At 39.0% G+C, this 23,834-nt stretch carries 17 protein-coding genes; 6 read left to right on the forward strand and 11 right to left on the reverse strand.

Annotated features, from left to right (window positions below):
- Position 1: 1 nt before the first annotated feature.
- The 11 genes from E0Y80_RS05640 to nagA all read right to left on the reverse strand — a co-directional run bounded on the left by E0Y80_RS05640 (position 2) and on the right by nagA (position 17,617).
- On the reverse strand, positions 2-808 hold the full coding sequence (locus tag E0Y80_RS05640) for a purine-nucleoside phosphorylase (RefSeq protein WP_156306507.1): 807 nt from the start codon (positions 806-808) through the stop codon (positions 2-4).
- 76 nt (positions 809-884) lie between these two features.
- Positions 885-2,396 carry a sodium:solute symporter gene (locus E0Y80_RS05645; RefSeq protein ID WP_156306509.1) on the reverse strand — a complete coding sequence of 504 codons (1,512 nt, stop codon included), beginning with the start codon at positions 2,394-2,396 and terminating at the stop codon, positions 885-887.
- Between the two features lie 15 nt (positions 2,397-2,411).
- Complete coding sequence (gene murQ, locus E0Y80_RS05650) at positions 2,412-3,230, reverse strand: N-acetylmuramic acid 6-phosphate etherase (protein WP_156306511.1); 819 nt, start codon at positions 3,228-3,230, stop codon at positions 2,412-2,414.
- Positions 3,231-3,316: 86 nt separating this feature from the next.
- The gene (locus E0Y80_RS20740; protein WP_317163521.1) at positions 3,317-4,015 is read right to left on the reverse strand and encodes a polysaccharide deacetylase family protein; all 699 of its coding nucleotides are present in this window, start codon (positions 4,013-4,015) and stop codon (positions 3,317-3,319) included.
- Complete coding sequence (locus E0Y80_RS05655) at positions 3,997-5,784, reverse strand: glycoside hydrolase family 9 protein (RefSeq protein ID WP_231595938.1); 1,788 nt, start codon at positions 5,782-5,784, stop codon at positions 3,997-3,999. Before E0Y80_RS05655 ends, E0Y80_RS20740 begins: the two co-directional genes overlap by 19 nt.
- 13 nt (positions 5,785-5,797) lie before the next feature.
- Positions 5,798-7,627 (reverse strand): outer membrane protein assembly factor BamB family protein, encoded by a 1,830-nt coding sequence (locus tag E0Y80_RS05660; protein ID WP_156306513.1) that lies wholly within the window; start codon positions 7,625-7,627, stop codon positions 5,798-5,800.
- A gap of 55 nt (positions 7,628-7,682) precedes the next feature.
- Positions 7,683-9,545, reverse strand: coding sequence for a RagB/SusD family nutrient uptake outer membrane protein (locus E0Y80_RS05665; protein WP_156306514.1), 1,863 nt, complete (start codon positions 9,543-9,545; stop codon positions 7,683-7,685).
- Between the two features lie 11 nt (positions 9,546-9,556).
- Complete coding sequence (locus tag E0Y80_RS05670; RefSeq protein ID WP_156306516.1) at positions 9,557-13,033, reverse strand: SusC/RagA family TonB-linked outer membrane protein; 3,477 nt, start codon at positions 13,031-13,033, stop codon at positions 9,557-9,559.
- Positions 13,034-13,194: 161 nt separating this feature from the next.
- Positions 13,195-14,427 carry an exo-beta-N-acetylmuramidase NamZ family protein gene (locus E0Y80_RS05675; RefSeq protein WP_156306518.1) on the reverse strand — a complete coding sequence of 411 codons (1,233 nt, stop codon included), beginning with the start codon at positions 14,425-14,427 and terminating at the stop codon, positions 13,195-13,197.
- Positions 14,428-14,785: 358 nt separating this feature from the next.
- Complete coding sequence (locus E0Y80_RS05680; protein WP_231595944.1) at positions 14,786-16,432, reverse strand: glycoside hydrolase family 10-like protein; 1,647 nt, start codon at positions 16,430-16,432, stop codon at positions 14,786-14,788.
- A gap of 72 nt (positions 16,433-16,504) precedes the next feature.
- Positions 16,505-17,617, reverse strand: coding sequence for an N-acetylglucosamine-6-phosphate deacetylase (gene nagA / locus E0Y80_RS05685; protein WP_156306520.1), 1,113 nt, complete (start codon positions 17,615-17,617; stop codon positions 16,505-16,507).
- Between the two features lie 133 nt (positions 17,618-17,750).
- On the opposite strand from nagA, the gene E0Y80_RS05690 reads away from it, so the two are divergent.
- The 6 genes from E0Y80_RS05690 (at position 17,751) to lipB (ending at position 23,790) form a co-directional block, all read left to right on the forward strand.
- Positions 17,751-18,137: a RidA family protein gene (locus E0Y80_RS05690; RefSeq protein ID WP_156306522.1), complete on the forward strand. Its 387-nt coding sequence runs from the start codon at positions 17,751-17,753 to the stop codon at positions 18,135-18,137.
- A 207-nt stretch (positions 18,138-18,344) separates the two neighbouring features.
- Positions 18,345-19,094, forward strand: a complete 750-nt coding sequence (locus E0Y80_RS05695) for an SDR family NAD(P)-dependent oxidoreductase (protein WP_156306524.1) — start codon at positions 18,345-18,347, stop codon at positions 19,092-19,094.
- Positions 19,095-19,232: 138 nt separating this feature from the next.
- Positions 19,233-19,628, forward strand: a complete 396-nt coding sequence (locus E0Y80_RS05700) for a hypothetical protein (RefSeq protein ID WP_156306526.1) — start codon at positions 19,233-19,235, stop codon at positions 19,626-19,628.
- A 64-nt stretch (positions 19,629-19,692) separates the two neighbouring features.
- Positions 19,693-21,798: an ATP-dependent DNA helicase RecG gene (recG, locus tag E0Y80_RS05705; RefSeq protein WP_156306528.1), complete on the forward strand. Its 2,106-nt coding sequence runs from the start codon at positions 19,693-19,695 to the stop codon at positions 21,796-21,798.
- Between the two features lie 93 nt (positions 21,799-21,891).
- Complete coding sequence (gene hflX, locus E0Y80_RS05710) at positions 21,892-23,082, forward strand: GTPase HflX (protein WP_156306530.1); 1,191 nt, start codon at positions 21,892-21,894, stop codon at positions 23,080-23,082.
- A 9-nt stretch (positions 23,083-23,091) separates the two neighbouring features.
- On the forward strand, positions 23,092-23,790 hold the full coding sequence (gene lipB, locus E0Y80_RS05715; protein WP_156306532.1) for a lipoyl(octanoyl) transferase LipB: 699 nt from the start codon (positions 23,092-23,094) through the stop codon (positions 23,788-23,790).
- Positions 23,791-23,834 lie beyond the last annotated feature (44 nt).

Genomic DNA, 23,834 nt, shown 5'->3' on the forward strand with positions numbered 1-23,834 from the left:
ATTATTGCATTGCAATCAATTCTTTTAAAATACTTGTCATTTTTGGTTCAGCCTGAGCGGCTACATCAACGATTTCTTTCAAGGAAACCGGCTTTAAATCGACATGGAATCCTTCATCCGTAATAACCGAAATAGCGAAGACAGGCAAACCCATATGATTGGCAACAATAACCTCAGGAACGGTACTCATTCCGACAATATCACCACCTATAATCCGCATATATCGGTATTCGGCACGTGTTTCCAGGTTAGGTCCTGGGGCGGAAACATACACAACCTTATGTGCTCGTACACCTAACTTTCCAGCAATTTCCAAACCCTGCTCCAGCATTTTGAAATTATAAGGTTGGCTCATATCCGGGAATCGAGGACCAAGGTCGTCATCGTTGCTTCCACGCAAAGGATTGTCCGGAAGGAGATTGATATGGTCTTCAATAATGCCGATATCACCCTTTCGGATATCGGGATTTAAAGAACCGGATGCATTTGAAACAAATAGTTTTTGGATACCAAGCCCTTTCATGACCCGGATCGGAAAGGTGATTTCCTGCATGCTGTATCCTTCATAATAATGAAGTCTGCCTTGCATAGCAACAACCTTGCGGCCAGCTAATGTTCCAAAGATCAATTTTCCGGAATGGAATTCTACGGTTGAAATAGGGAAATTAGGAATATTGGAATACATCATTTGGTATTCCACTTCTATTTCTTCAACAAGTTTTCCGAGGCCAGTTCCTAAGATAATACCGAATTCTGGGGTGAAATCGCCGATTTTCCGACGTATAGATTGGATAGATTCTTCAATCATATGATAAATGTGTGCAAAAAAACTAGTTAATCAAACTTACTGTTATTTTTTTGCACACACAAATCAAGGATTGGCCTTATTTAACCACCGCTAATGGGGTCTTCACTTTCCCAGGGGAAGTTAGCCATAGCAAGATAAAGGTAATTAAGCCATTATAAACAATCAGTTCGAAACCGATTTTATAGTCTGTTAAAGGAAGAATATACTGCGTCAATAAATAAATCAGAACAGGAGAAATGACACAGATAAATGGCACTAAGTTATCCTTTACCCTCATTTTCGTCAAGATACCGAAGGAGAATAATCCCAATAAGGGTCCATAGGTATATCCGGCAATCTTAAATATAGCAGATACGACAGATTCATCATTGATCACATGGAATAATAGAATCACCAATAGCATCACTACAGAGAATGCAAGGTGAACATAGTTACGCTGTTTAATCAATTTGGGGTCATTTGGATTTTCCTTCTTGTTGAAATTTAGAAAGTCAACACAGTAGGACGTTGTCAAAGCAGTCAGCGCAGAGTCGGTCGTTGCAAAAGTTGCTGCAGTCAATCCCATCATAAAAATAATCCCAGGGACGATAGAAAGATGTCTTAAAGCGATTTCTGGATAAAGATAATCCGACTTGCCTAAATCAGCGATATTGATCCCATTGGCATCAGCATAGAAGTATAACAATGCACCAACACAAAGGAAGAACAAGTTAATAATGACAAAAATTCCTGTAAACGTCATCATATTGGTTTGGGCCTCTTTGATGGTTTTCATGCTCAGGTTTTTCTGCATTAAATCTTGATCTAATCCAGTCATTGCAATCGTTACGAAGATACCGCCAATAATATGCTTCCAAATATTTCGAGGATCACCCAAGAGATTTTCCCAAATAAAAACTTTAGAATAAGTACTTTCCTTTACTTTTTCGAATGCTTCGAAAACCGTCAAACCTAAACCGTCAGCCATAAAATAGATGGATAGGACAACTGCCAATAATAAGAAAGTAGTCTGTAGAGTATCCGTAATAATAATGGTTTTAAGACCGCCTTTATTGGTGTATAACCAAATTAGAACTAGACAGACTGCAACCGTAAGAATGAATGGAACTCCCCAGGCATCAAAAATATAACGTTGAAGCACGATAGCCACAAGATATAATCTGAAAGCAGAACCAATAGTCCTAGAAATCAGGAAGATCATCGCTCCAGATTTATAACTTTTATGACCTAAACGTTCCTCTAAGTAGGTATAGATTGACGTCAGGTTCATACGATAATAAAGGGGCAAAAGGACATAAGCGATGATTATAAATCCGATTGCATTTCCGAGCACAAATTGAAAGTAACTGAAATTATTGGCATCAGTCAAACCGGCAGGTGTATTACCGACATCTCCAGGAACGGAAATAAAAGTAACCCCTGACAAAGCGGTACCAATCATACCAAAGGCAACCATGTACCATTTAGCATTTCTGTTGGCTACAAAAAATGTAGAGTTATCTGAAGAATTCTTGGAAGTAAAGTGAGCTACTGCCAAAAGAATCCCAAAGTAAACCACGATAAAGGTTAAAAGGATAATTGGTGACATAATAGATGGTCGAAATTAGTTTTGTTTATTCAGGTTATAGTTATCGATTGCTTTACGCACATTACCAAATTGTTCGATTAAAGCAGTTGCAGTATCCTCATCGGTTCCAGTCTCAGCCATTACCATACGTACACCCCTTCCGACCAACTTATGGTTGGAAAGTTGCATATCAACCATTTTGTTGCCTTTGACCCTTCCCAATTGAATCATAACCGCAGTACTGATCATATTCAGGACAAGTTTTTGAGCTGTTCCAGCTTTCATACGCGTAGATCCAGTAACGAATTCCGGGCCGACAATAACCTCAATGGGATATTTAGCACGGGCTGCAATGGGAGAATTACCATTACAAACCAAGCATCCGGTTGCAATACCCTTTGCATTCGCTTTATCAAGACCGCCAATGACATAAGGCGTAGTTCCGGAAGCAGCAATGCCGATAACAAAGTCATTTTCATTGATTGCAAATTCCTCAAGGTCTTTCCAAGCTTGCTCAACATCGTCTTCAGCAAATTCAACAGCTTTACGAATTGCTGTATCACCACCCGCGATAAGACCAATTACCCAGTCAAAAGGAACACCATAGGTCGGAGGACACTCCGAAGCATCCAAAATCCCTAAACGACCAGAGGTACCGGCACCGATATAAAACAAACGACCCCCAGCTTTCATACGATCAACGACAACTTTTACCAGTGCATCAATCTGTGGAATAACTTTTTCCACCGCTAATGGCACTGTTTTATCCTCATTGTTGATATTCGTCAGGATCTCTTGAACCGACATTTTATCTAAGTCCTGATAATTGGAATCTTTCTCCGTTGTGTTAATCATAACATCTAGCATTTGCAATTCTTTCAATAACTTTCCGTAAATATGCGACTTTTTTGCTAAAAAACGCAACAACACGCATCTAATATTTATAATTCGTCTAAGCCGACGAATTTATAATTTTTATTCTTCAATAAATCAATTATCGTTTCTAATTGATTAAAAAATTTATCTGTCCTTTTAGGGTCACTTCCCAAATGTATGATAACAATATGTCCGTTTAACCCTTTATCGCTTTCATATTCAAGCAATTGTTTTAAAATAGCATCTGATGACATATACTTCTTTCCCATCTCAGGAAAGGTGTAGTCCGCAGCGGTTCTTAAACCAGGAGTAAAATTATACAGATCTAATCCAAGTTCCTTTGTCCAAGCAGCAATCTCAGAATTGTACCATTCATAAGGAGCAACAAATTTATTTATATTTTTAACACCCAGTTTGTTAAGTTTATCAACATTTGCAATTAAATCTTTGTTAAACTCTTCTTTACTAAGCAATAAACTATCTCTATTTTCCCAAGGAGCATAGAGCAGATGTTGATCAGAATGGGGTCCGATAAAATGACCCTGCATACTCAATTTTTTCAACAGCCTTGCCGCTTTCTTATCCTCTAAGAATCTCCCAGTCACAAAAAAGCTTCCAGGAACATTTTCTTTTGTTAATGTTTCCGCTACAGTCTGCAGTCCTTCTCTGAATTCATCTCCAGTAAAAATAAGACTGATCTGCCTTTTTGTTTCATCGCCGCGGATAATTGCTCCATGGGCATCAATTAATCTTTTTTTTTTGATTCGTTTTCTTTAGCAGACAACAAATAAATTAACGATGCAGTACCGTCCATTGTCGGTTCATTCGTACTGTAATCACCAAAATCATCATGATAAACTACAAGATCACTTTGGAAATCTGCATAAGCATCTGGTTTATAAAGCTGTATACCAATCAAATTATTATAGATAGCAGAATAGACTGGTCCATCGACAAGTCCACCATCTATCGGATAGTTGTGTAAGTATGTAAACGCTGAATGAGGCTCTGTTGGTGTGTCACCATGAGCAGGAAGTCCATAAACCATACTAGTTCCCCAAGGATTTACGCCAAAAAGCCAATCGATGTTAGCCTGTTCAAGCTCTTCGAATTGTTTATCGCCAGAAGCTTCTTTGTACCAAATGCATTGAATGGCAAAAGAAGTTGTTAAATTATTGCTACACCAAATAAAAGGAACCCCACGAAGAAACATATTTTCCTTTGCTCTGGAATTTACCTCCTCAATCCCTTGTTTATAATAACTTAAAGCTTCCTTTTTTACTTGACCAACCGATGATTTCGCTAATTCGAAATGTCCAAGATTGATAAATGGGTAATATTGATAATGATTTGCGGTATCCCGAACCATCCAAGGTGTTACTTTTTCTTGCCTAGCAAACGCTAATGCTTTATCTATATGGCTTTTATCCTTGTTCAAATTAAACATGGTCGCTTCAGCAAGTTCCATATCATCCACCCAATTATCTTCGGCATAAATATATGGGGACTTGACGGAAACCGTCTGTGTCACTCCCGGCTTGATATAGGCATATTGATAAGCGGTTGCGGCTTTATCCTTTAACAGATTGGCATATTCTACATTTTGGTTTTTTAACAAATGATGTCCCAATCCAAATGCACCAACAAATTTGGCGGCCGTTGAACTTGTACCTGTTGTATTGTTCATGAATTTACCACGTTGCTGAGGATTGCCATCTATAAAATAGACAGGCCTTTCATGGCCACGACCATAAACAGAGTCTTGTCCCGGAAGCCTCATTTTCGTATGGTCTCGGTCATCGGCGATCTGATTGAACATGATATTGGGTTTTGGATGCATTTTCAACAACCAATCCAATCCCCAAATCGCTTCGTCCAACACATCAGCGATTCCATTTTTCCCATCTAAGCCATTTGCCTGTTTTTCATCAGAGAATACAGCAGGGAAATCTCGGTAAGCAGCCAATAAGTGATAAGTAGCATTCGCTGAGGTTGTCGCATATTGTAGATAATCAGAAGCATCATGCCATCCTCCCGCTACTTCAACTCGGGTGCTATCTGGCATACCAACAGAACTGGCATACATGGTGAATCCATCATGTGTATGGCAACTGTCTTGTAAGAAAGGGTTGAACAGCGTTCTCTGTTGACGCATATAACGCAGAGTAAAATCTGCGGTGCCTTTATAAACTTCGGAATTTATTTTAAAAGTTGGGGATTTCGTACCATCATCTGCTAGGATAAAGTACTCCCCATTTTTATTGAATTTTGAGAAATCCAATCGATAACCTTTTGAGAACGGTCCATATTTTCCAAATTCTTTCCCAGCCTTAGCTGTAAAGACTTTTTGGTTTGTATTAGGATCAATCAGGCTAAAATTCTTTAATTGTACATCCGACTTCGTAACCCAAACCGCAACTTTCCTGTTGTCCGGCAGATAACCAAGTTGGTTAATCCTTATCCAAGATTGTTCCTGCGCAAAAACTTGCACAAAGGAAATCATCAATAGAATAATGGCTAAAAATTTCTGCATTATTATTTCAGGTTTAGTAGGTTAGCATTACGATTTTTCCATCCATTGTACTTACGACAACTTTATCCTTTAGGATAAATGGAGGGTTAATCATACCATTGGAGATTTTATATTGCCAAGCGGTTTCACCACTTTTGAGATCAACAGCGGACAATAATCCTTTATCGCTAGGCACAAATATATATTTTGAATTGCTAAAAATAGCAGTCGGAGCTAATTCATATGGTAATTTAATTTTGGCTTTCCAACTGACATCCATGGAATTTGCATCATTTGGAATGCCAATTAATTCGCCATCCATTGTTTTTGCCAAGACCAATTTCTTATCATAAGAAAGTCCCATAGACTCTCTGACACGATATTCATCCTTCTTTTCTCTCCAGATAGTTTTGCCATCTTGAAGGTTAATGGAAGTCATAAAACGATCTGGTGCAACAATAAAAACGCGATCATTGACAACAACAGGGTAACAAGCCGCAGCGGAGAACATCCTGTTGCTGTGTCCATTTGACCATTGCCACTCCAGATTACCGGTCTTTTGGTTTAAGGCATAGAAACCGTTTTTCCAACTTCCGAAAATTACTTTTCCGTCGGCCAGCGTAGGTAAGGTAGAGACATAGCCCTGAACCTGGTTAAAGGTCCAATTAATCTTACCTGATTTCACATCTATACAGCGGAATATTCCATCAGATGAGCCAATATAAGCTCGTCCCTTTTCTATGGCAGGAGACCCTAAAACAGCCTTTTCAGTTTCAATTTTCCAGACAAGTTTCCCGGATTTTGCATTTAAACCGTATATGAAATGGTCAGAGGAACCGACCACAACAATTCCCTTGTGAACCGCAGGTGTAGAATAGACTTTTCCACCTGTTTTAAAGGTCCATTGTTTTTTTCCCGACTTTAGATCTAAGGCATATACTTCGCCTACCGTATTTGCGGTGTAAATCCATTTTCCATCGGAACTGATGCCGGCTCCAATATCGCCATGATCTTCAAACTCCCAAACTACTTTTGCAGAACTTGTCTGGTTCAGCGAATAGTTAGGACGTTTTACCTGATCACTAGATTGAGGATTGATTTTTTGCATGGCTAATTTCAGCCAGGGGTCTTCCGTTTTTAGCTGAGGTTTTCTTACCTGAAAAAACACCGAGTCCTTAGAAAAGGTAATGATATTATAACCTCCAACTTCATCTTTAGCACGGAGGTTGGATCTAGCCATAACACCTGGAACACCTTCCCAATTGTAGAGATGGTTTTGATGCCCATGCCCACATAAAGCCAATTGAATATTTCTGGTCTTAATACGATTGATATTTTCATACCAGTTATTTAGCGAAGAATCCAAAGGGTAATGGTTTATTGCAATCAAGGGCTTCTGTTGGTCAGGATGTGCTGAAAAAATAGAATCCATCCAGACTAGGTTTTCCCGAGGCACCTGTCCGGGACTCATACGCATATTAGGACCGGAGGTTGTGCCGATGAATTGAAATCCTTTATGTTCAAAAAAGAAAGTTTCAGCTCCGAAAACTTTTCTAAAGCTGTTGGCACCACTTTCAGACCAGTTGCTATCATGATTTCCAGGAATCACGTACAATGGCAGGTGTAGACTATCTAAGATTTGTTTGGCAAGGGCTAGTTCTTCATCAGATCCAAATTCAGTCACATCACCGGAAAGGATCACAAAGTCAATGCCTTGCTGCTGATTTAAGTCAAGAACAGTCCTGCGTAAATCATCAGCTCCGGTTGCACCACCTACGTGAGTATCGGTAACTTGAGCGAATTTAAAAGTTTGAGAAAAAAGGTTTAATGGTAAAAGGAACAGCAGAAATAAAAGTCTTTTCATAACAAATGAATATAGCAAAAGGTCAATTGCTTGACCTTTTGCTTAATTTTTAAGATTAATTCCAACCCGGTGTTTGGGTTAAAGTATAGCCTCTATCAGCGTATTCTTGTAATAAAGCAATGCTTAATGGCGCAAGATAGTTTCTTTCTTGAACAGCCAAGCGATTTGCGTAATTTCTAACTACGTAGAAACCTTCCATTTCGGCATCATTAGTACCATCATAAGTTACAATTTTACCGTCGGCTTTCTGAACCTGAAGTCTACCTTTATAGGCCGCTAAGATTTTTCCTGGATTTTTTTTGTCTCCAAAATCTTTGACACCAATCACCCAAGAGCCTCTTTTGTAATTGTCTTTATCGAAATTCAAGTAGTTCAATTTTTTCCAACGGCGGATATCTTGAATCCTTGCATACTCAAATACAAATTCCATACGACGTTCACGACGGATTTCCCACATTAATTGAGAAACATCAGAATCTCTAGCCGGATCAACTGGTAAAGAAGACAACAAAAGCGGAGCTGTTTGTTTCACCCCTTTAGCATCTGCTTCAGCATCTAATGGTCTTAATCGGATTGCATTGATTGATTTGTCGATATCACCTTGTGAAACAGCGGGACCGCCATAGAATTCCGCCAAGATTTGTTTAGCCTCAACCCAGTTCAAAACCACTTCAGCCAAACGAGCAACTGGTGCATCGTTGGTATTGGTATTAGAACCCCATTTTGGAGGATAGGCTTGACCTGAATTCAGGTAAGTTAAAGCCTCTCTAGCAGCGAATTTATAGGCGTAAACCAAAGTTCCGATTGCAGGCGTATTCACGGTGTCCATGAAAGTTGCTTCAAAACGAGGGTCACGAGTTTTAATTAATTCAGAAAGTCTGAAATTCTTTGCATTGGCAGTCGATGAACTTTGGAAAGTTTTACCGTCATTACAAATAAATGCTTCGATTAAGTTTAAGTTAGCAGAACGAGCTTGGTTTTCCGTACCGTTGCTATAAGACCCAACCGAGTGACGAATAGTTAATGCATCGTCATAAATTCTAGAGAAAATAACTTCTTTATTACTAGCTAGATTTTCAGAAGCGAATAGGCCTTTAAAATCGGATGAGAAGTTGTATTTACCAGAATCCATCACATATTGAGCGGCGTCACGAGCTAATTCCAAATACTTTTTAGCTCTAGTTTTGTCAATATTGTGATAGTGTTGCCAAGAACCTTCAAACAACATCATGTTTGAGATTAGGGCAGCTGCAGCATAACGATGAACATAACCTGCACCATCAGACTCACGCATATTTGCCAAAACATATTTGAAGTCATCGTAGACTTTATCCATGACCTCCACACGTTTAGTACGAGGTTTGTATTGGGTATCAAAGTCATTAGGTTCTACTGGAGCATCAAAATAAGGTACATCTCCGAAATTGCTTACCAATCGGCTATATTCGAAACCACGGAAGAATCTACCCACAGCTGACCAATGTTTGTATTCATCTTCAGTCAATTTAGGTTTAGCAAATTTTTCGATCCTATCGATCATGATATTTGCCTTTCTAACCCAGTAGAAATTCCAGTTCGGTCCCTGGAATTCATGGCTCAAAGTTGAAACTGCTGATGAGGAAGAACCACCGCCCCCTGTTGGAGGTGTACTAGTTAAAGCTAGCTGTTGGTTTTCAGATGTAAGGTCATCTGAGAAATTATATCCGATTACCGGTGCATAAGCAGTTCCCCATGCTGAATTATATCCTACAAAATAATTCGGATAAAAATCATTTGCATACAGTCGCAAATCATTTTCGTTTCTCCAATAGGTAGCTTCAGAATCCACCATGGAGTTCAAATCCGGTCTGTCCAAGAATTTTTCACAGCTGGTGAAAAGAAGGGCAGATCCTAGAATTAGATATGTTAATTTTTTCATTGTTCTTAGAATTAGAAGTTCAACTGTAAACCAAATGAAGCAGATTTGAAAGTTGGAGTACCAACCCCTGTTCTACCGCCATTGTAGTTATCTTCATTAAACATGGAGAAACCAGAAACTACCTCAGGATCGATTGGCAAGCCATTCAATTTATCCCATGTAAAGAAGTTTTCAAGTGCCACATAAACACGTACATTGCTTAATTTCGCACGGGAGATAAAGTCCTTCGGTAATACATAACCAAATGTAATGTTCTTGATTCTGGTATAAGAAAGATCTAATAGATATCTAGACTGAACTTGCATGTTATTTGCCGAATTACTTCCAGCATTGTTGAATGCTGCTGGATAGAATGCGCCAGTATTTTCAGGGGTCCAATAATTATCTACGATTGCAGCCGGCATTGCACCATCAGCAGTATTGAAACCTGCGATTGCTAAACCACCTTGACCCCAGATTGCTCTCTGTCCAGTTCCTTGGAAGAAAATCGAGAAATCAAAACCTTTGTAATCCGCACCTAAACGTAAACCATAGTTATAACGAGGCGTTGAATTACCGATGATTTTCATATCCCCAGGGTTGTCGATAGTACCGTCACCATTATCAATTTCACCATCACCATTTAAATCTTTGAATTTAACATCACCCGGACCGAAATCAAACGTACCTGTATTCTCTAAACGAGTTTGGTAAACAGGCTTACCGTTTTGATCATTTAATTGGTAAGTAGATCCACCACCACTTGAGAAATATTTGGTCATATCCTCGGTTAGCGTAACTTTCTGTGGCTTACCGTCAGCTCCTAAAACGAAGTCATCCATTTGATACAACCTATCTGTTTCGTATCCCCAAATATCACCATAAGCACGGCCATCGTAATTTGAAGACATTAAACGAGATGCTGTATAGTCATAGAATCTGGAAACTGCATCGTCAAAGTTAGCACGGATGTTGAACCTTAAGCCGTTTTCAAAACGATAATTATAATCTACAGCAACTTCGTATCCTTTCGTTTGAAGTTCACCGAAGTTACCCTGTGGAGCACCACCTCCGATAGTCCAAGTTGTTCCTTCAAATGGAGCAAACATATTCTTGGTTGTACGGATATAATAATCGAATACAAAACCTAAACTGCTGTTTAGGAAGCGCGCATCCACACCGAAATCTTTCGTTTCTAGTTCTTCCCAGGTAATATCTCTCAAGCTAAATCTTGGAGATCCAACAGCATAGAATTTATTGGAACCACCAACCCAAGTAGATTCATAAGCATCCATTGTAGGACTATATAGACCTGCAGGAACAGCTTGGTTTCCAATGACACCGTATGATGCTCTGAATTTCAATTGAGAAAGAGCAGGTTTAGCCCATTCCATAAAGTTTTCTTCAGAAATTACCCATCCAGCAGATGCAGAAGTGAACCATCTCCATTTCAACTGATCGATAAATTTGGAAGAACCATCATAGCGTGCATTGGCTTCCAATAGATATTTATTCTTGTAAGAATAGTTTACACGACCGAAGAAACCAACCTGGCTTGTCCAGTAAGTACCACCACTACCTGTAACAATACCAGAAGCAAGATCGAATTGAGGATTATTTAAGTCTAGTAAGTTTGTTTTCTGAGTCCAGTTATATTTTCCATAATCAGAAACAATGTTTGTACCTAACATAAATTTGAAATCATGATCTTCTTGTAATTTCAAATTATAAGTCGTGAAAGCATTTAACGTATGTTTATACTCAAACGCTGATCTAGCATACACATGATCTGGGTTACCTCCTGGAGCTGTATATTGATAGGTATTTAAGTCATAAGCAGGAATTGCCCCAGCAGCCCCCGCAGCAACTACAGCACCTGTTCCGTCGACATACACTGGGTTTCCAGAAGCATCAAGACGAGCAATAGGCGCTATCCAGCTATCTGCAGCAGTAAAACGAGTACCTGGTCTAAACCAGTTATAGTCTTCATTCGTAAAATTGTAATCCACATCTAACTTCCAGTCCTTAGTCATATTAACTGTTGCACCAGCATTTAAATTGATGTAGTTACGTTTCATAGAAGCTTCGTTAGCATCTGAATATTCAGACCAAGGGCTACGGATCTTGCTTCCATTTTCATCTAATCCCATTGGATACATTGAACTCCAACGATACATGTAATACCATGGATCGGCAGTTGTTGAGTTCGTTGCGTATGGATATAATTTATTACGTTGCGCAAACATGGCACCAGCACGAAGAGTCAAATAATCATTGACATCTGTTGACAACCTAACAGCAGCATTTGCTCTTTTAAACTTATCGGAGTCACCAGCTTTCAACATACCGCTTTGTGCAATATGGCCAAATGTTGCGGTATATCTTGTTTTACCGACTGTTCCGTTCAATGATGCATTGTTCGTAATGGTAGGTGCCCATTCCCTAACCATATATTCGTAAGGATCATAGGTTCTTAAGCCTAGTTTTCTTCCTGGATTTGTTGGATCAACAATCCAGTCACGACCATAAATGGTAGGATCACCGTAGCCAATTGACGAGCCATAGGTTTCATCCCACTGCTTAGCCATTTCATAACTTTCAGGAGTCAAATAATAGAATGCTCCAGAAATATTTGAGCCCACTCTTTCCATCGCATCTTTGGTATACTTCAAAGCGTTGATTCTTCCCATTTCATATTTTTTGAAAGGGTTTTGGAAAGAGAAGTTATTAGAATAGGAAATATCAATTTTTTCGCCTTTGGCACCTGTCTTAGTTGTAATCAAGACCACCCCGAAAGCTGCCTTTGCACCATAAATAGATGAAGAAGCGGCATCTTTCAATACTGAAATGGATTCGATATCATCAGGGTTTACGTACTGGATGCTTGGGATTTCCACATTATCCAATAAGATTAGTGGATTACCATTTCCTTGTACCGATGCTAAAGAACCGCGGATTTTGATTTGCGGATCAGAACCAACTTCACCACTAGGAATGGTTACAGTTAAACCTGGAGTAACCCCTTGAATACCACGACCAATATCAGCGATAGGACGACCTTCCAAGTTATCCTTAACACTAATAGATGCCACAGCACCTGTTAAGTTACCTTTTCTTTGAGTACCATAACCCACAACTACGACCTCGTCAAGAAGGTCACTAGTTGATTGAAGGGTAACATTGACAGTATTACCTGCTACAGTTACATCTTTGGATTCGTACCCTACGAAAGAGAATCTTAATGTTGATCCTACGGGTGCAGAAATGGAGAATTTACCACTGTCATCAGTTGCTGTGGTTACGGTTGTACCCACGACATTGACAGTAGCTCCTGCAATAGGACCATCTGAGCCGCTAACCGTACCAGTTACGGTATTTTGCAGCACCGATGAAGCCTTAGTCCAGCTAGCATGGTTTCCAAGTGCAACAACACCTTTGTTTGCGTTAAAAGACGCATAAGTCGGCATTGTTAGACCCAGAGCGAGAGAAAAGAGTAGAAGTCTTCGCATTGCTTTAAGAGTTAATAATAATTTATAATTTTTGTTATCATAATTCGGTTTATTTCCATCTAACTGAAACAACCGATGCTTTAGTACATTGACCTTTCCAGAAACAAATTATCCTTTATGCGAATAGGCTCAATAAAATTGAGCCATCACATGCTTGTTTTTCATTTGAAGTCTGGGTAGATCAAATATTTTGATCTCATCTTCTTATACTCGTCTAATTCAGGTTTCCAGCTTTCGCGAATTTCCTCTTCTGTTTTTCCAGCAATAATCTGCTTTCTAAGGTCATCCGTTCCGGCTAGTTTATCAAAGAATTCTGCACGGGCAAAAAACTTAGATTTGTCTGGCATTTTATTATAGAAGTCGAGAATATATTTTAAAGTGAATTTTTGTTTATCAGCGTCTAACCCACGAAGATCCAGACCATAATTAACATTGCCTTTACCTTCCACATGTTTCGCCATTCCTGCCTTTTCAGTCGGTGTAAAGGTAAAATCACCGTATACCGGATTATTATAACCTACTACTTGGAACGGCCAATCTGTTCCGCGACCAACAGAAATATCTGTTCCTTCGAATAAGCATAAAGAAGCATATAAGCGAACTGATAAATGATTTGGAAGGCTTGGAGATGGGATAACCGGAAGATCGTACATGCTGGAGTGGGTATAGTTTTGAACAGGTACAACAGTCAATTTACATTGCTTACCCTGCTCTAACCATTTTTCTCCATTGATCATCTTAGCCAACTCTCCAACAGTTAGACCATGAACCATAGCGATTTTATGGTAAGACACATTGGATTTATATTTATCGTCTTTACGAACAGGTCCATCGACTTGGTCGCCACAAGGATTTGGGCGATCCAAAACTATCAATTCTTTGTTGTGCTTGGCACATAATTCCATGACCCGGTGAAGAGATGTGATATAGGTATAAAAACGAGCACCAACATCCTGCAAATCAAAAATCATGACATCAATGGATTGGATAATTGAATCCTGCTTTTCATTTCCACCATATAAGGTGAATAGCGGTAAACCGGTTTTTGCATCCACATCGTTAGAAACTTTCTCACCTCTTTCGATATCACCACGGAATCCATGTTCAGGAGCGAAACCAAATTTAAGGTCTACCTTCTCTTTCAAGAGTACATCAACAAGATGTTCATTCTGAGGGCCAACTACAGATGTCTGATTTCCCATCAACCCAACTTTCTTACCTTTCAAAAGAGGCAGATAAGCAGATAATTGGTCGGCAGCAGGTAGAATTGTCCCTTGATTCACAGCAACTGAAGATTGCTCATCGTTTTTAACAACGATTTTGTTTTTAGTTGAACCACAGCTACTAGTTAACAGAAGCCCAATTACAGAAGCGTATAAGAATATGTTTCCCATTAATTTATGATTTGGTACATCGAGTTTAGCAAAAAAACCACGCTAAAATTAACACAAATACCGCATAATAAAGCAAGGTAATGACGGAATAATGACATATTTAGCAAAACCAGGTATTAAACACGCATAAATCGGAATGAAGGTTCGAATAAAAATGCAGAAGGTTTAGCCCATAATCGTTGAATTTTAGCAGATTAAAGCATTTAGCCGCGCAACCGATTGCACTCTAAAGTGTAAATCATACACACATCGGTAACATTTACGTGACATTCAAATGATTTAGGGACATTGTAAAACAAAACAGCAGATAGGTGTCATTCCTATCTGCTGTTTTGTTTAAGATATTAATCCTTATTGATTATTCAATAGCTTCGCCGGCATAGTCGCCTTCGTTCCCCAATCTATCGATTGGTTTTACAGCAACAGCATTTAGTTTCTGACCATCTTTACTTTTTGGAAGACTCAATTCAGATTGAGGCGCATCAAGAATCTGTACATCCCACGTATCTCCATATCTAGCATAGGCAACCCATTTAAATACCTGTTCAGGCTGTTTATGAAGCCATTTCACAAATACACTGCTTGGCTGATTCGTTAGCATTAGCGTTGGTTTTAAAATAGGGTTGGCAGATAGCCAAGGTGATGCAGGAACTAATGCTTTTTGGGAATATGGTCCATCGTGTAAAGCTTTTAATAACATTGGATTTTTAGTTAATCCAGCAATGCTCCAATGCACAGCACCTACACTATTTGGAATAACCTCACGAGTTACCGCAATTTGGCGTTTAATCTCGTCCGCACGGTTAGCTGACCTTACTTCAACAGTATTAAGTCCTGGCCACAAATGGCGGTTATGTTTGTTTTCAGATTGCCACCATTTCAATAAACTAGTAAAACTCTGTTTTGGAGGATCAATCGGCCAATACAATTGAGGTGTAAAATAATCTATCCAGCCTTCATTAAGCCAAAGTTTCGCATCTGCATAAAGCTCATCATATTGAGATGAACCTGTTACGCCGGAAGGATAACCTGGTTTCCATATCCCAAATGGGCTCAAGCCAAATTTAACGGCAGGTTTTTCCTTTTTAATTTCGGTATAAATGCGCTTAATAAATTTATTGACATTATCTCTTCTCCAGTCAGGTCTACTTAAGTTGCCACCAACTTTCTTATACGCAAACCAGGTTTTGTCATCTGGGAAATCAGATCCTCCATTATAAGTAGCATATGGATAGAAATAATCATCAAAATGCACACCATCGATATCATAACGCTTCACGATATCCATAACCACTGCTGCGGAATGGTCTTGCGTTTCTTGGCTAGCTGGGTCGAACCAGTACATTCCATTTCTAAGACGAACGATATTGTCTGGGGATTTGCGAACTAAGGACTCACCCGTCACTTGTCCACCATTGCTATGGTGAGCACGATAAGGATTTAACCAAACGTGAAGCTCTAAACCTCTTTTATGAGCCTCTTCAACCCAAAATTCCAATGGATCATAGTAAGGGCTTGGAGCCTTACCTGTCTGTCCTGTTAGAAAATAAGACCAAGGTTCTAAGCTTGACTTATACATAGCATCAGCAGAAGGCCTTACCTGAAAGATAACAGCGTTGAAGTTGTTATTTTTCAACATATCCAATAAGTTAATTGCTTCTTGTTTTTGCTGTTCAGTACTGAGGTTATTCTTACTAGGCCAATTGATATTTGCTACTGTTGCAACCCAAGCTGCACGAAATTCTCTAGGTACATTTGGTAGGTTTGCCTTAAATACAGGTTTCTCAACTACTTTCTTTTGTGTAACCGGTTCGCCTGCAGGTTTAGGCTTTTCTTTATTTTCAACCGGTTTTTCTTCTTCTTTTTTAGTTTCTTCAGGAGTTACTGTCTCCACAGAGGCAGTTGGTTTCTGCAAAACTTTTCCTTGCCTTCTTTTCGAGCCACATGATATGATAACCACCGCCAACAACACAAAAAGACAAAGACTTAAAAATCTTCTCATCATAAATTCGTTCTTAACTCACAAAATTAAGCTTTTTATAAGCTTTCCTACTAATTGTAACCTATTCTTTATATGTTAAATAACTTTTTCACCCTGAAACACAACCTGTTGAACCTGGAAATTCTGGTCAAAAACCAACACATTAGCGATTGATCCACTATTTAAATTACCGATATCATTCCTTCCAAATAACCTTGCTGGATAAAGGGTTGCCATCCGAAGGCTTTCATCTAGACTAATTCCTACTTTCTTGACACAATTTTCTACTGCTTTTAACATACTCAAAGCTGATCCGGACAAGGTTCCATCCGGCATACTGTAATGATCAACATTAAATACATGTTGATAGATTGCTTTGTCACATGCGGCCACCGCATCTGTAATCAGAAACAATCGCTCACCCATTAATTCTTTCGATATTTTCACGGCTTCAAAATCCACATGTACCCCATCCACAATAATGGATGCGCAAACTTCAGGATGATTGAACGCAGCACCTGGCAGCCCGACATCACGGTGATGTAAAGGGGACATAGCATTCCAAAGGTGCGTTATGGCAGGAATTCCATTATCAAAGGAATGTGTAGCCTCCTGATAAGTCGCAGCACTATGGCCAGCAGTTATTAATACATTATTCTCATTCAGATAATCTATACATTCCTGATCAGTCAACTCAGGCGCAACGGTCATCATTTTTACCACATTAGCATTACCTTCTATTACAGATTTCAAAAGATCAACTGTAGCTTTTTGAATGAGTTCGGCAGGATGGGCACCACGTTTGGCAGCATTTAAAAATGGTCCTTCTAAGTGGAGTCCTAAAGCTACTTTTGGGTTTGCTTTTTTAAATACATCAATTGCTTCTTTGAATAATTCCAGCGTATTAGTTGCCAAGGTCAGGACAAAGGAAGTACATCCCTGCTTAAGTAAATTCTGTTCTATTCGGTGTAAAGAATCAATGGTTAATTCAGCAGAAAAAAGGTCAGTACCAGTTCCATAAATCTGTAAATCGATAAGACCAGGGCAAATATTTGCCCCCTCAACATCCCAATTTTGGTAGCCTTCAGGAACATCTGTAATGGGGATAATACCAGCGATTCGATCATCGTCTATTAAAAGTGCGTGTTGATCATAAATCTGATGTTCTGAATAAATCCTTCCATTGGTTAAAGCTAATTTCTGTTTCATTCTGCAATTTACTTATTGTTCTCAATTGTTGAAAATCCAAACGGCTAATCGTATATTAGACCATCAAACGTAAGGAACAATTCCTAATAGGAAACTACGTTTAGACATATTTTAGTATAAGAGAGATAAAAACATGGCACAAAAAGAAATTCTAAACACGGAAAAAGCACCAGCAGCAATCGGACCATACAACCAAGCAATCAAAGCCGATAAAACATTATATGTATCGGGTCAGATTCCATTGATCCCTGAAACAATGGAACTCATAAGCACCGGCGTAGCAGATGAGGCACATCAGGTATTGAAAAATGTAGGGGCGATTTTAAAAAATGCTGGATATGATTATTCAGATGTGGTAAAGACTTCTATTTTCTTGAGTAGCATGGACTATTTCGCGACAGTCAATGAGGTTTATGCTGAATATTTTAAGGAGAATCAACCTGCGCGAGAATGTGTTGCAGTGAAAACATTGCCCAAAGAGGTTAATGTAGAGATTTCTGTCATAGCCTGGAAATCTTAAATAAAAAGTTATTATTCCATAAAAAGTCTGCTTAATTGAAATAAGCAGACTTTTTTATTTAAAATCAAACCAATCAGATTGTTAACTGTTATTTCAATTGTCATATCATTTGCGCACTAACAGTTTCATGAATTTTTCAACGAAGGTAACCTATATCACTTTTTAATTGAGAAAAGCTACGGATATTTATAAATCAACATAATTGCTATGAGATTAAAAGGAAAAGTGGTCATTATCACAGGTGCCGCTTCAGGAATGGGAGAGGCCATGACCTACCTATTTGCCAATGAAGGGGCAAAAGTAGTTGCTACCGATATTCAGATTGATAAATTAAGAGGAATAGTAGAGAAAATACAATCAGAAGGCTTTCATGCAGTTGCTGTACAACATGATGTTTCCAATAAAGAGACATGGTTTCAGGATGTTGTTCCTGCTGCAATCAATAATTTTGGAAAGATTGATGTATTAATCAATAATGCGGGCATTTCGGTTCCCACGCCATTTGAAGAGCAGAATGAAGCTTTATGGGAAAAGACCTATGCAATCAATATCAATAGTGTGATGTTGGGAATGCAGGCGGTATTGCCTCACATGAAAGAAAATGGGGGTAGTATAGTCAATGTTTCATCCATAGCAGCATTAACGGGAATGGCTGGTCCGGGTTCTTATACCGCATCAAAAGGTGGAGTTTCTGCTATTACCCGCGCGGCAGCTGTGGATTTCGGGAAGTACAATATCCGGGTAAACGCCATTAATCCTGGCTATATCAAGACTCCAATGTCTGAATCTCATTTAAGCAATGAACAATACCATCAATATTTAATGTCTATCATACCCCTAAAAAGTTATGGGGATGCTAAGGATATTGCATTAGCAGCTCTATTTCTTGCATCGGATGAATCCAAATACATCAGTGGTGTGAACCTTCCGGTTGATGGCGGAACAACAATACAATAGACCTACATCTATCTAAATAAAACAATTTCAAAAGTCCCTTTATACAGGGACTTTTTTCATTTAATAAACTAAAGTGTAGCACTTTACAATAATAAACGTTTAAATATGACACTAAAGTTAAACCATAAACTTATTATCATGAAGTCAGCAATCCATTTATTCAGCATGATTACTTTTTTGTTTTTATTTTCTTGTGATAAGACGAATTTAGATAGCGAAAAGGCTCAAGACCAATTAGAGCTAGATAAAATGCTTCAAAAAATTACAGAATTGGCGAATTCAGTTGAGTGTAATAATTCTAATGATTGGAATTTTATAGCCTTGGGCGAAAAAGCCTGTGGAGGTCCAAAAGGTTATATTGCATTTTCAAAAACTGTGATAAAAGACGGATTTGAAGACCTTGTTAAAGAATACAATGAAGCAGATATTGCATTTAATAAGAAATATAAACTTATTTCAGACTGTATGCTGTTGCTGCCGCCAAGTATGGTTTCCTGTAAGGACGGGAAAGCAGAACTGATCTATAAATACTAAATAAATCGAACGGCATACTGCTTGGGTTTTCATTTTTTACTATTTTAGTGGGATTATCTATCCCATGGCAGATTTATCTTTAATTACTCCCATCGAATATCTTAAAGGTGTAGGTCCTCAAAAGGCTGATGTACTCAAAAAGGAGCTGCAAGTCTTCACTATTGGCGATTTAATACAGACCTATCCGTTTCGCTATATCGACCGCACGAAATTTCATAAAGTCCGGGACTTAAATTCGGACATGGTCGGTGCTCAGGTATTGGGAAGATTAATGAGCCTACAGGAAATTGGCGAAAAAAGGGGCCGGCGATTGGTTGGTCAGATCAAAGATGATACGGGAATGATGGAACTGGTCTGGTTTCAAAGTATTTCTTGGTTGAAAAAAGGCTTGAAGGTTGGCGCTGCCTATATTATTTATGGTAAACCGTCTGAATTCAATGGATCGATATCCATTACCCATCCAGAGATGGAACTGTATCAACAACAAGGGAAAAAGGTCGGAAATATGACCATGCAGCCCGTCTATTCTTCAACTGAAAAACTAAAGAAATTTAACCTAGATAGCAAAGGGATTCAGAAGCTTCAGCAAACTGCTCTTGAAATCACCCTTCGGTCAATTCAAGAAACTCTTCCTCAATACATTTTAGAGAAGTTCCAATTCCTATCCCTTCAACAGGCTTTATTAAGCATTCATTTTCCACAGAATGAATCCCTGATGAAGGCAGCGATCAACAGATTGAAATTTGAGGAACTTTTCTTTATACAGCTTAGATTATTAAAAAATAAACAACTCAACACGCAACGCTATAAGGGACATCTCTTTAATCAGGTTGGTGACAAGTTCAACCGTTTTTTTAATGAAAGACTTCCATTCCCTTTGACGAATGCACAGAAAAGGGTAGTCCGGGAAATACGGTTGGATTGTAATACCGGAGCACAGATGAATAGGCTGGTGCAGGGAGATGTTGGCTCTGGGAAGACTGTAGTCGCTTTGATGAGCATGCTGCTTGCTTTAGACAATGGCTACCAAGCCTGTATGATGGCTCCTACAGAAATCTTGGCTACCCAACATTTCAATGGATTGAAAGAGCTTTTAGGGGATGACATATGCAATGTTAAATTACTAACTGGCTCTACTCCTGCTAAAGCCCGAAGGGTAATCCATCAAGAACTGGAGGATGGAACATTGGATATTTTGATAGGCACCCACGCATTAATTGAAGACAAGGTAAAATTTAAAAATATTGGTTTTGTAGTTATCGACGAGCAGCATCGATTCGGTGTGGAACAGCGTGCTAAATTGTGGCGGAAGAACAGCATTCCACCGCATATGCTGGTCATGACCGCCACCCCAATACCCAGAACATTGGCAATGACCATGTACGGGGACCTCGATATTTCAATCATTGATGAGTTGCCAGCGGGCAGAAAACCCATTAAGACAGTTCAATTCTTTGAAAACCAAAGGTTGCGAGTTTTTGGTTTTATGCGAGAAGAAATTGCCAAAGGTAGACAAGTCTATATTGTATATCCGTTGATCAAGGAAAGTGAGAAAATGGACTTGCTATATTTGGAAGCTGGTTTAGAGGGATTGATGCGGGAGTTTCCTTTACCGAATTTTAAAATCAGCATTGTCCATGGCAAGATGCCTGTAAAGGATAAGGATTTTGAAATGCAAAGGTTTATCAAAGGAGAAACCCAGATTATGGTTGCGACGACTGTTATTGAGGTTGGAGTGAATGTTCCGAATGCCTCGGTTATGGTTATTGAAAATTCGGAGCGCTTTGGTCTTTCACAGTTGCACCAATTACGCGGACGGGTCGGACGAGGGGCAGAACAGTCCTTTTGTATTTTAATGTCCAGCAATAAACTGAGCAAGGAAGGCAGAACAAGGTTAGAAACCATGGTGAGAACTAATGATGGGTTTGAAATTGCGGAGGTGGACTTGCAACTTCGAGGTCCTGGCGATTTATCAGGCACTCAACAATCTGGTGTGTTGGAAATGAAAATTGCTGATTTGGCAAAAGATCAAGCTATACTTTCAGAAGCCAGGCAATTAGTCATTCAAATCTTCAAAGAAGATCCGAATCTGCGTGAGGAAAGGAATCAACTATTAGCACAATACCTAAACAAAAGTGCTCCAACGATTTCATGGGACAAAATCTCGTAAATTCCGTAACTTTGTAAACCTGTTTCTACTGGGACGGGCCAAAACAAGTACAAACCATTCAACGTTTTACTTGTTCAAATTTAAAAACAATAAATGGCAAGATTTAAGATACATGACACGGCAGTTAAGCCGGAAACAGCGGTATTGGTAAGTGTAATTACTCCGGATGTTTCTGAGGAAACTGCAAAAGAATATTTAGAAGAATTAGAGTTTTTGGTCACTACCGCTGGTGGTATTACCAAGGGCATCTTTACCCAGAAATTAGCATTTCCAGACCGTGCAACATTTGTGGGTTCAGGAAAACTGGATGAGATAAAAGAATTCATCAAAGCCGAAGAGATTGATATAGTTGTTTTCGATGATGAATTATCTCCATCTCAATTGAGAAACATTGAAAAATATTTTGAGATTAAGGTACTGGACAGATCGAATTTGATCTTAGATATTTTTGCAAAGCATGCCAAAACAGCGCAAGCAAAAACGCAGGTTGAATTGGCACAATTACAATATTTACTTCCCCGACTGACCAGGATGTGGACACACTTGGAGCGTCAGCGAGGTGGTATTGGTATGCGTGGTCCAGGTGAAAGTCAGATTGAAAGTGATAGACGGATGATCTTGAACAAGATTTCCCTGTTGAAGGACCGTTTAAAGACCATCGACAAACAGAATGAAACCCAACGCAAAAATAGAGGCGAAATGATTAGAGTAGCCTTGGTTGGATATACAAACGTTGGGAAGTCCACCATCATGAATATGATTTCAAAATCGGATGTGCTGATTGAGAACAAATTATTCGCTACACTAGATACGACCGTAAGGAAAGTAGTTATCGACAATCTTCCTTTCTTATTATCCGATACCGTAGGATTTATTCGCAAATTACCACACCATCTGGTGGAGTGCTTTAAGTCAACATTGGACGAAGTACGTGAGGCAGATGTATTGATTCATGTAGTAGACATTTCACACCCCTACTTTGAGGACCATATCCGTGCTGTTAATGAAACCTTGAAAGACATTGGTGCCGTGGACAAACCGGTTATTACCGTTTTTAACAAGATCGATGCTTACAAACCACCTGTTGAAGTAGATGAGGAAGGAGAAGAAATTAAGGTGACTATAGATGACTTCAGAAACTCTTGGATGGCAAAGAATTCAGATCCTGCCATCTTCATTTCTGCGACGAACAAGATTAATGTAGAGGAGTTTAAGGAGAAGGTTTATGATATCGTTGTAAAAATGCATAACGCACGGTATCCTTATAACAACCTGTTGTATTAGGAGAGAAAAATGCAAAACAAACAAGTTCAATTTATTGACTGGGGGCTTTTGGACTATCAGGAGGCATGGGACAAGCAGGAAGAAATCTTTGCAAAGACCTTGGCGATTAAGCATGATAACCGAGTGAACAATACGCAGGCCATAACCCCAAACTATTTAATATTTACTGAACATCCTCATGTTTATACCCTTGGTAAGAGTGGACATTTGGAGTATCTATTGCTGGATGAAGCGGGGTTAAAAGAGAAAGAAGCAACTTTTTATAAAATAAATAGAGGCGGCGATATTACCTATCATGGACCTGGACAGATTGTTGGATATCCCATCTTGGATCTGGACAATTTTTTCACGGATATCCACCTTTACTTAAGAACGCTTGAGGAGGCCATTATCCTGACTCTTGCAGATTATGGAATCGTTGCAGGAAGATACCCGGGATATACAGGAGTTTGGTTGGATCCCGACAATGACAAAGCGAGAAAGATCTGTGCAATGGGTGTTAGAGCTTCCAGATGGGTGACCATGCACGGATTTGCATTTAATGTCAATGCAGATCTAGATTATTTTGGAAACATTGTTCCTTGTGGAATAGATGACAAAGATGTCACTTCAATGGAAAGAGAATTGGGGCAGAAGGTTGATATGGAGGATGTGAAGCTTAAACTAAAAAATCATTTAGCAGAACTTTTCAAAATGGAATTAGTTTAACCTTAATTAATAATATTCAAGGCCATAAGACAAAATCTTATGGC

The organism is Sphingobacterium endophyticum, from assembly GCF_009733535.1.
GTDB lineage: Bacteria > Bacteroidota > Bacteroidia > Sphingobacteriales > Sphingobacteriaceae > Sphingobacterium > Sphingobacterium endophyticum.

Excerpts from the sequence above, each read along its gene's own strand:
- E0Y80_RS05640 (WP_156306507.1), bottom strand. The coding sequence starts at position 808 with ATGATTGAAGAATCTATCCAATCTATACGTCGGAAAATCGGCGATTTC.
- E0Y80_RS05645 (WP_156306509.1), bottom strand. The coding sequence starts at position 2,396 with ATGTCACCAATTATCCTTTTAACCTTTATCGTGGTTTACTTTGGGATT.
- murQ (WP_156306511.1), bottom strand. The coding sequence starts at position 3,230 with ATGATTAACACAACGGAGAAAGATTCCAATTATCAGGACTTAGATAAA.
- E0Y80_RS05655 (WP_231595938.1), bottom strand. The coding sequence starts at position 5,784 with ATGCAGAAATTTTTAGCCATTATTCTATTGATGATTTCCTTTGTGCAA.
- E0Y80_RS05660 (WP_156306513.1), bottom strand. The coding sequence starts at position 7,627 with ATGAAAAGACTTTTATTTCTGCTGTTCCTTTTACCATTAAACCTTTTT.
- E0Y80_RS05665 (WP_156306514.1), bottom strand. The coding sequence starts at position 9,545 with ATGAAAAAATTAACATATCTAATTCTAGGATCTGCCCTTCTTTTCACC.
- E0Y80_RS05670 (WP_156306516.1), bottom strand. The coding sequence starts at position 13,033 with ATGCGAAGACTTCTACTCTTTTCTCTCGCTCTGGGTCTAACAATGCCG.
- E0Y80_RS05675 (WP_156306518.1), bottom strand. The coding sequence starts at position 14,427 with ATGGGAAACATATTCTTATACGCTTCTGTAATTGGGCTTCTGTTAACT.
- E0Y80_RS05680 (WP_231595944.1), bottom strand. The coding sequence starts at position 16,432 with ATGATGAGAAGATTTTTAAGTCTTTGTCTTTTTGTGTTGTTGGCGGTG.
- nagA (WP_156306520.1), bottom strand. The coding sequence starts at position 17,617 with ATGAAACAGAAATTAGCTTTAACCAATGGAAGGATTTATTCAGAACAT.
- E0Y80_RS05690 (WP_156306522.1), top strand. The coding sequence starts at position 17,751 with ATGGCACAAAAAGAAATTCTAAACACGGAAAAAGCACCAGCAGCAATC.
- E0Y80_RS05695 (WP_156306524.1), top strand. The coding sequence starts at position 18,345 with ATGAGATTAAAAGGAAAAGTGGTCATTATCACAGGTGCCGCTTCAGGA.
- E0Y80_RS05700 (WP_156306526.1), top strand. The coding sequence starts at position 19,233 with ATGAAGTCAGCAATCCATTTATTCAGCATGATTACTTTTTTGTTTTTA.
- recG (WP_156306528.1), top strand. The coding sequence starts at position 19,693 with ATGGCAGATTTATCTTTAATTACTCCCATCGAATATCTTAAAGGTGTA.
- hflX (WP_156306530.1), top strand. The coding sequence starts at position 21,892 with ATGGCAAGATTTAAGATACATGACACGGCAGTTAAGCCGGAAACAGCG.
- lipB (WP_156306532.1), top strand. The coding sequence starts at position 23,092 with ATGCAAAACAAACAAGTTCAATTTATTGACTGGGGGCTTTTGGACTAT.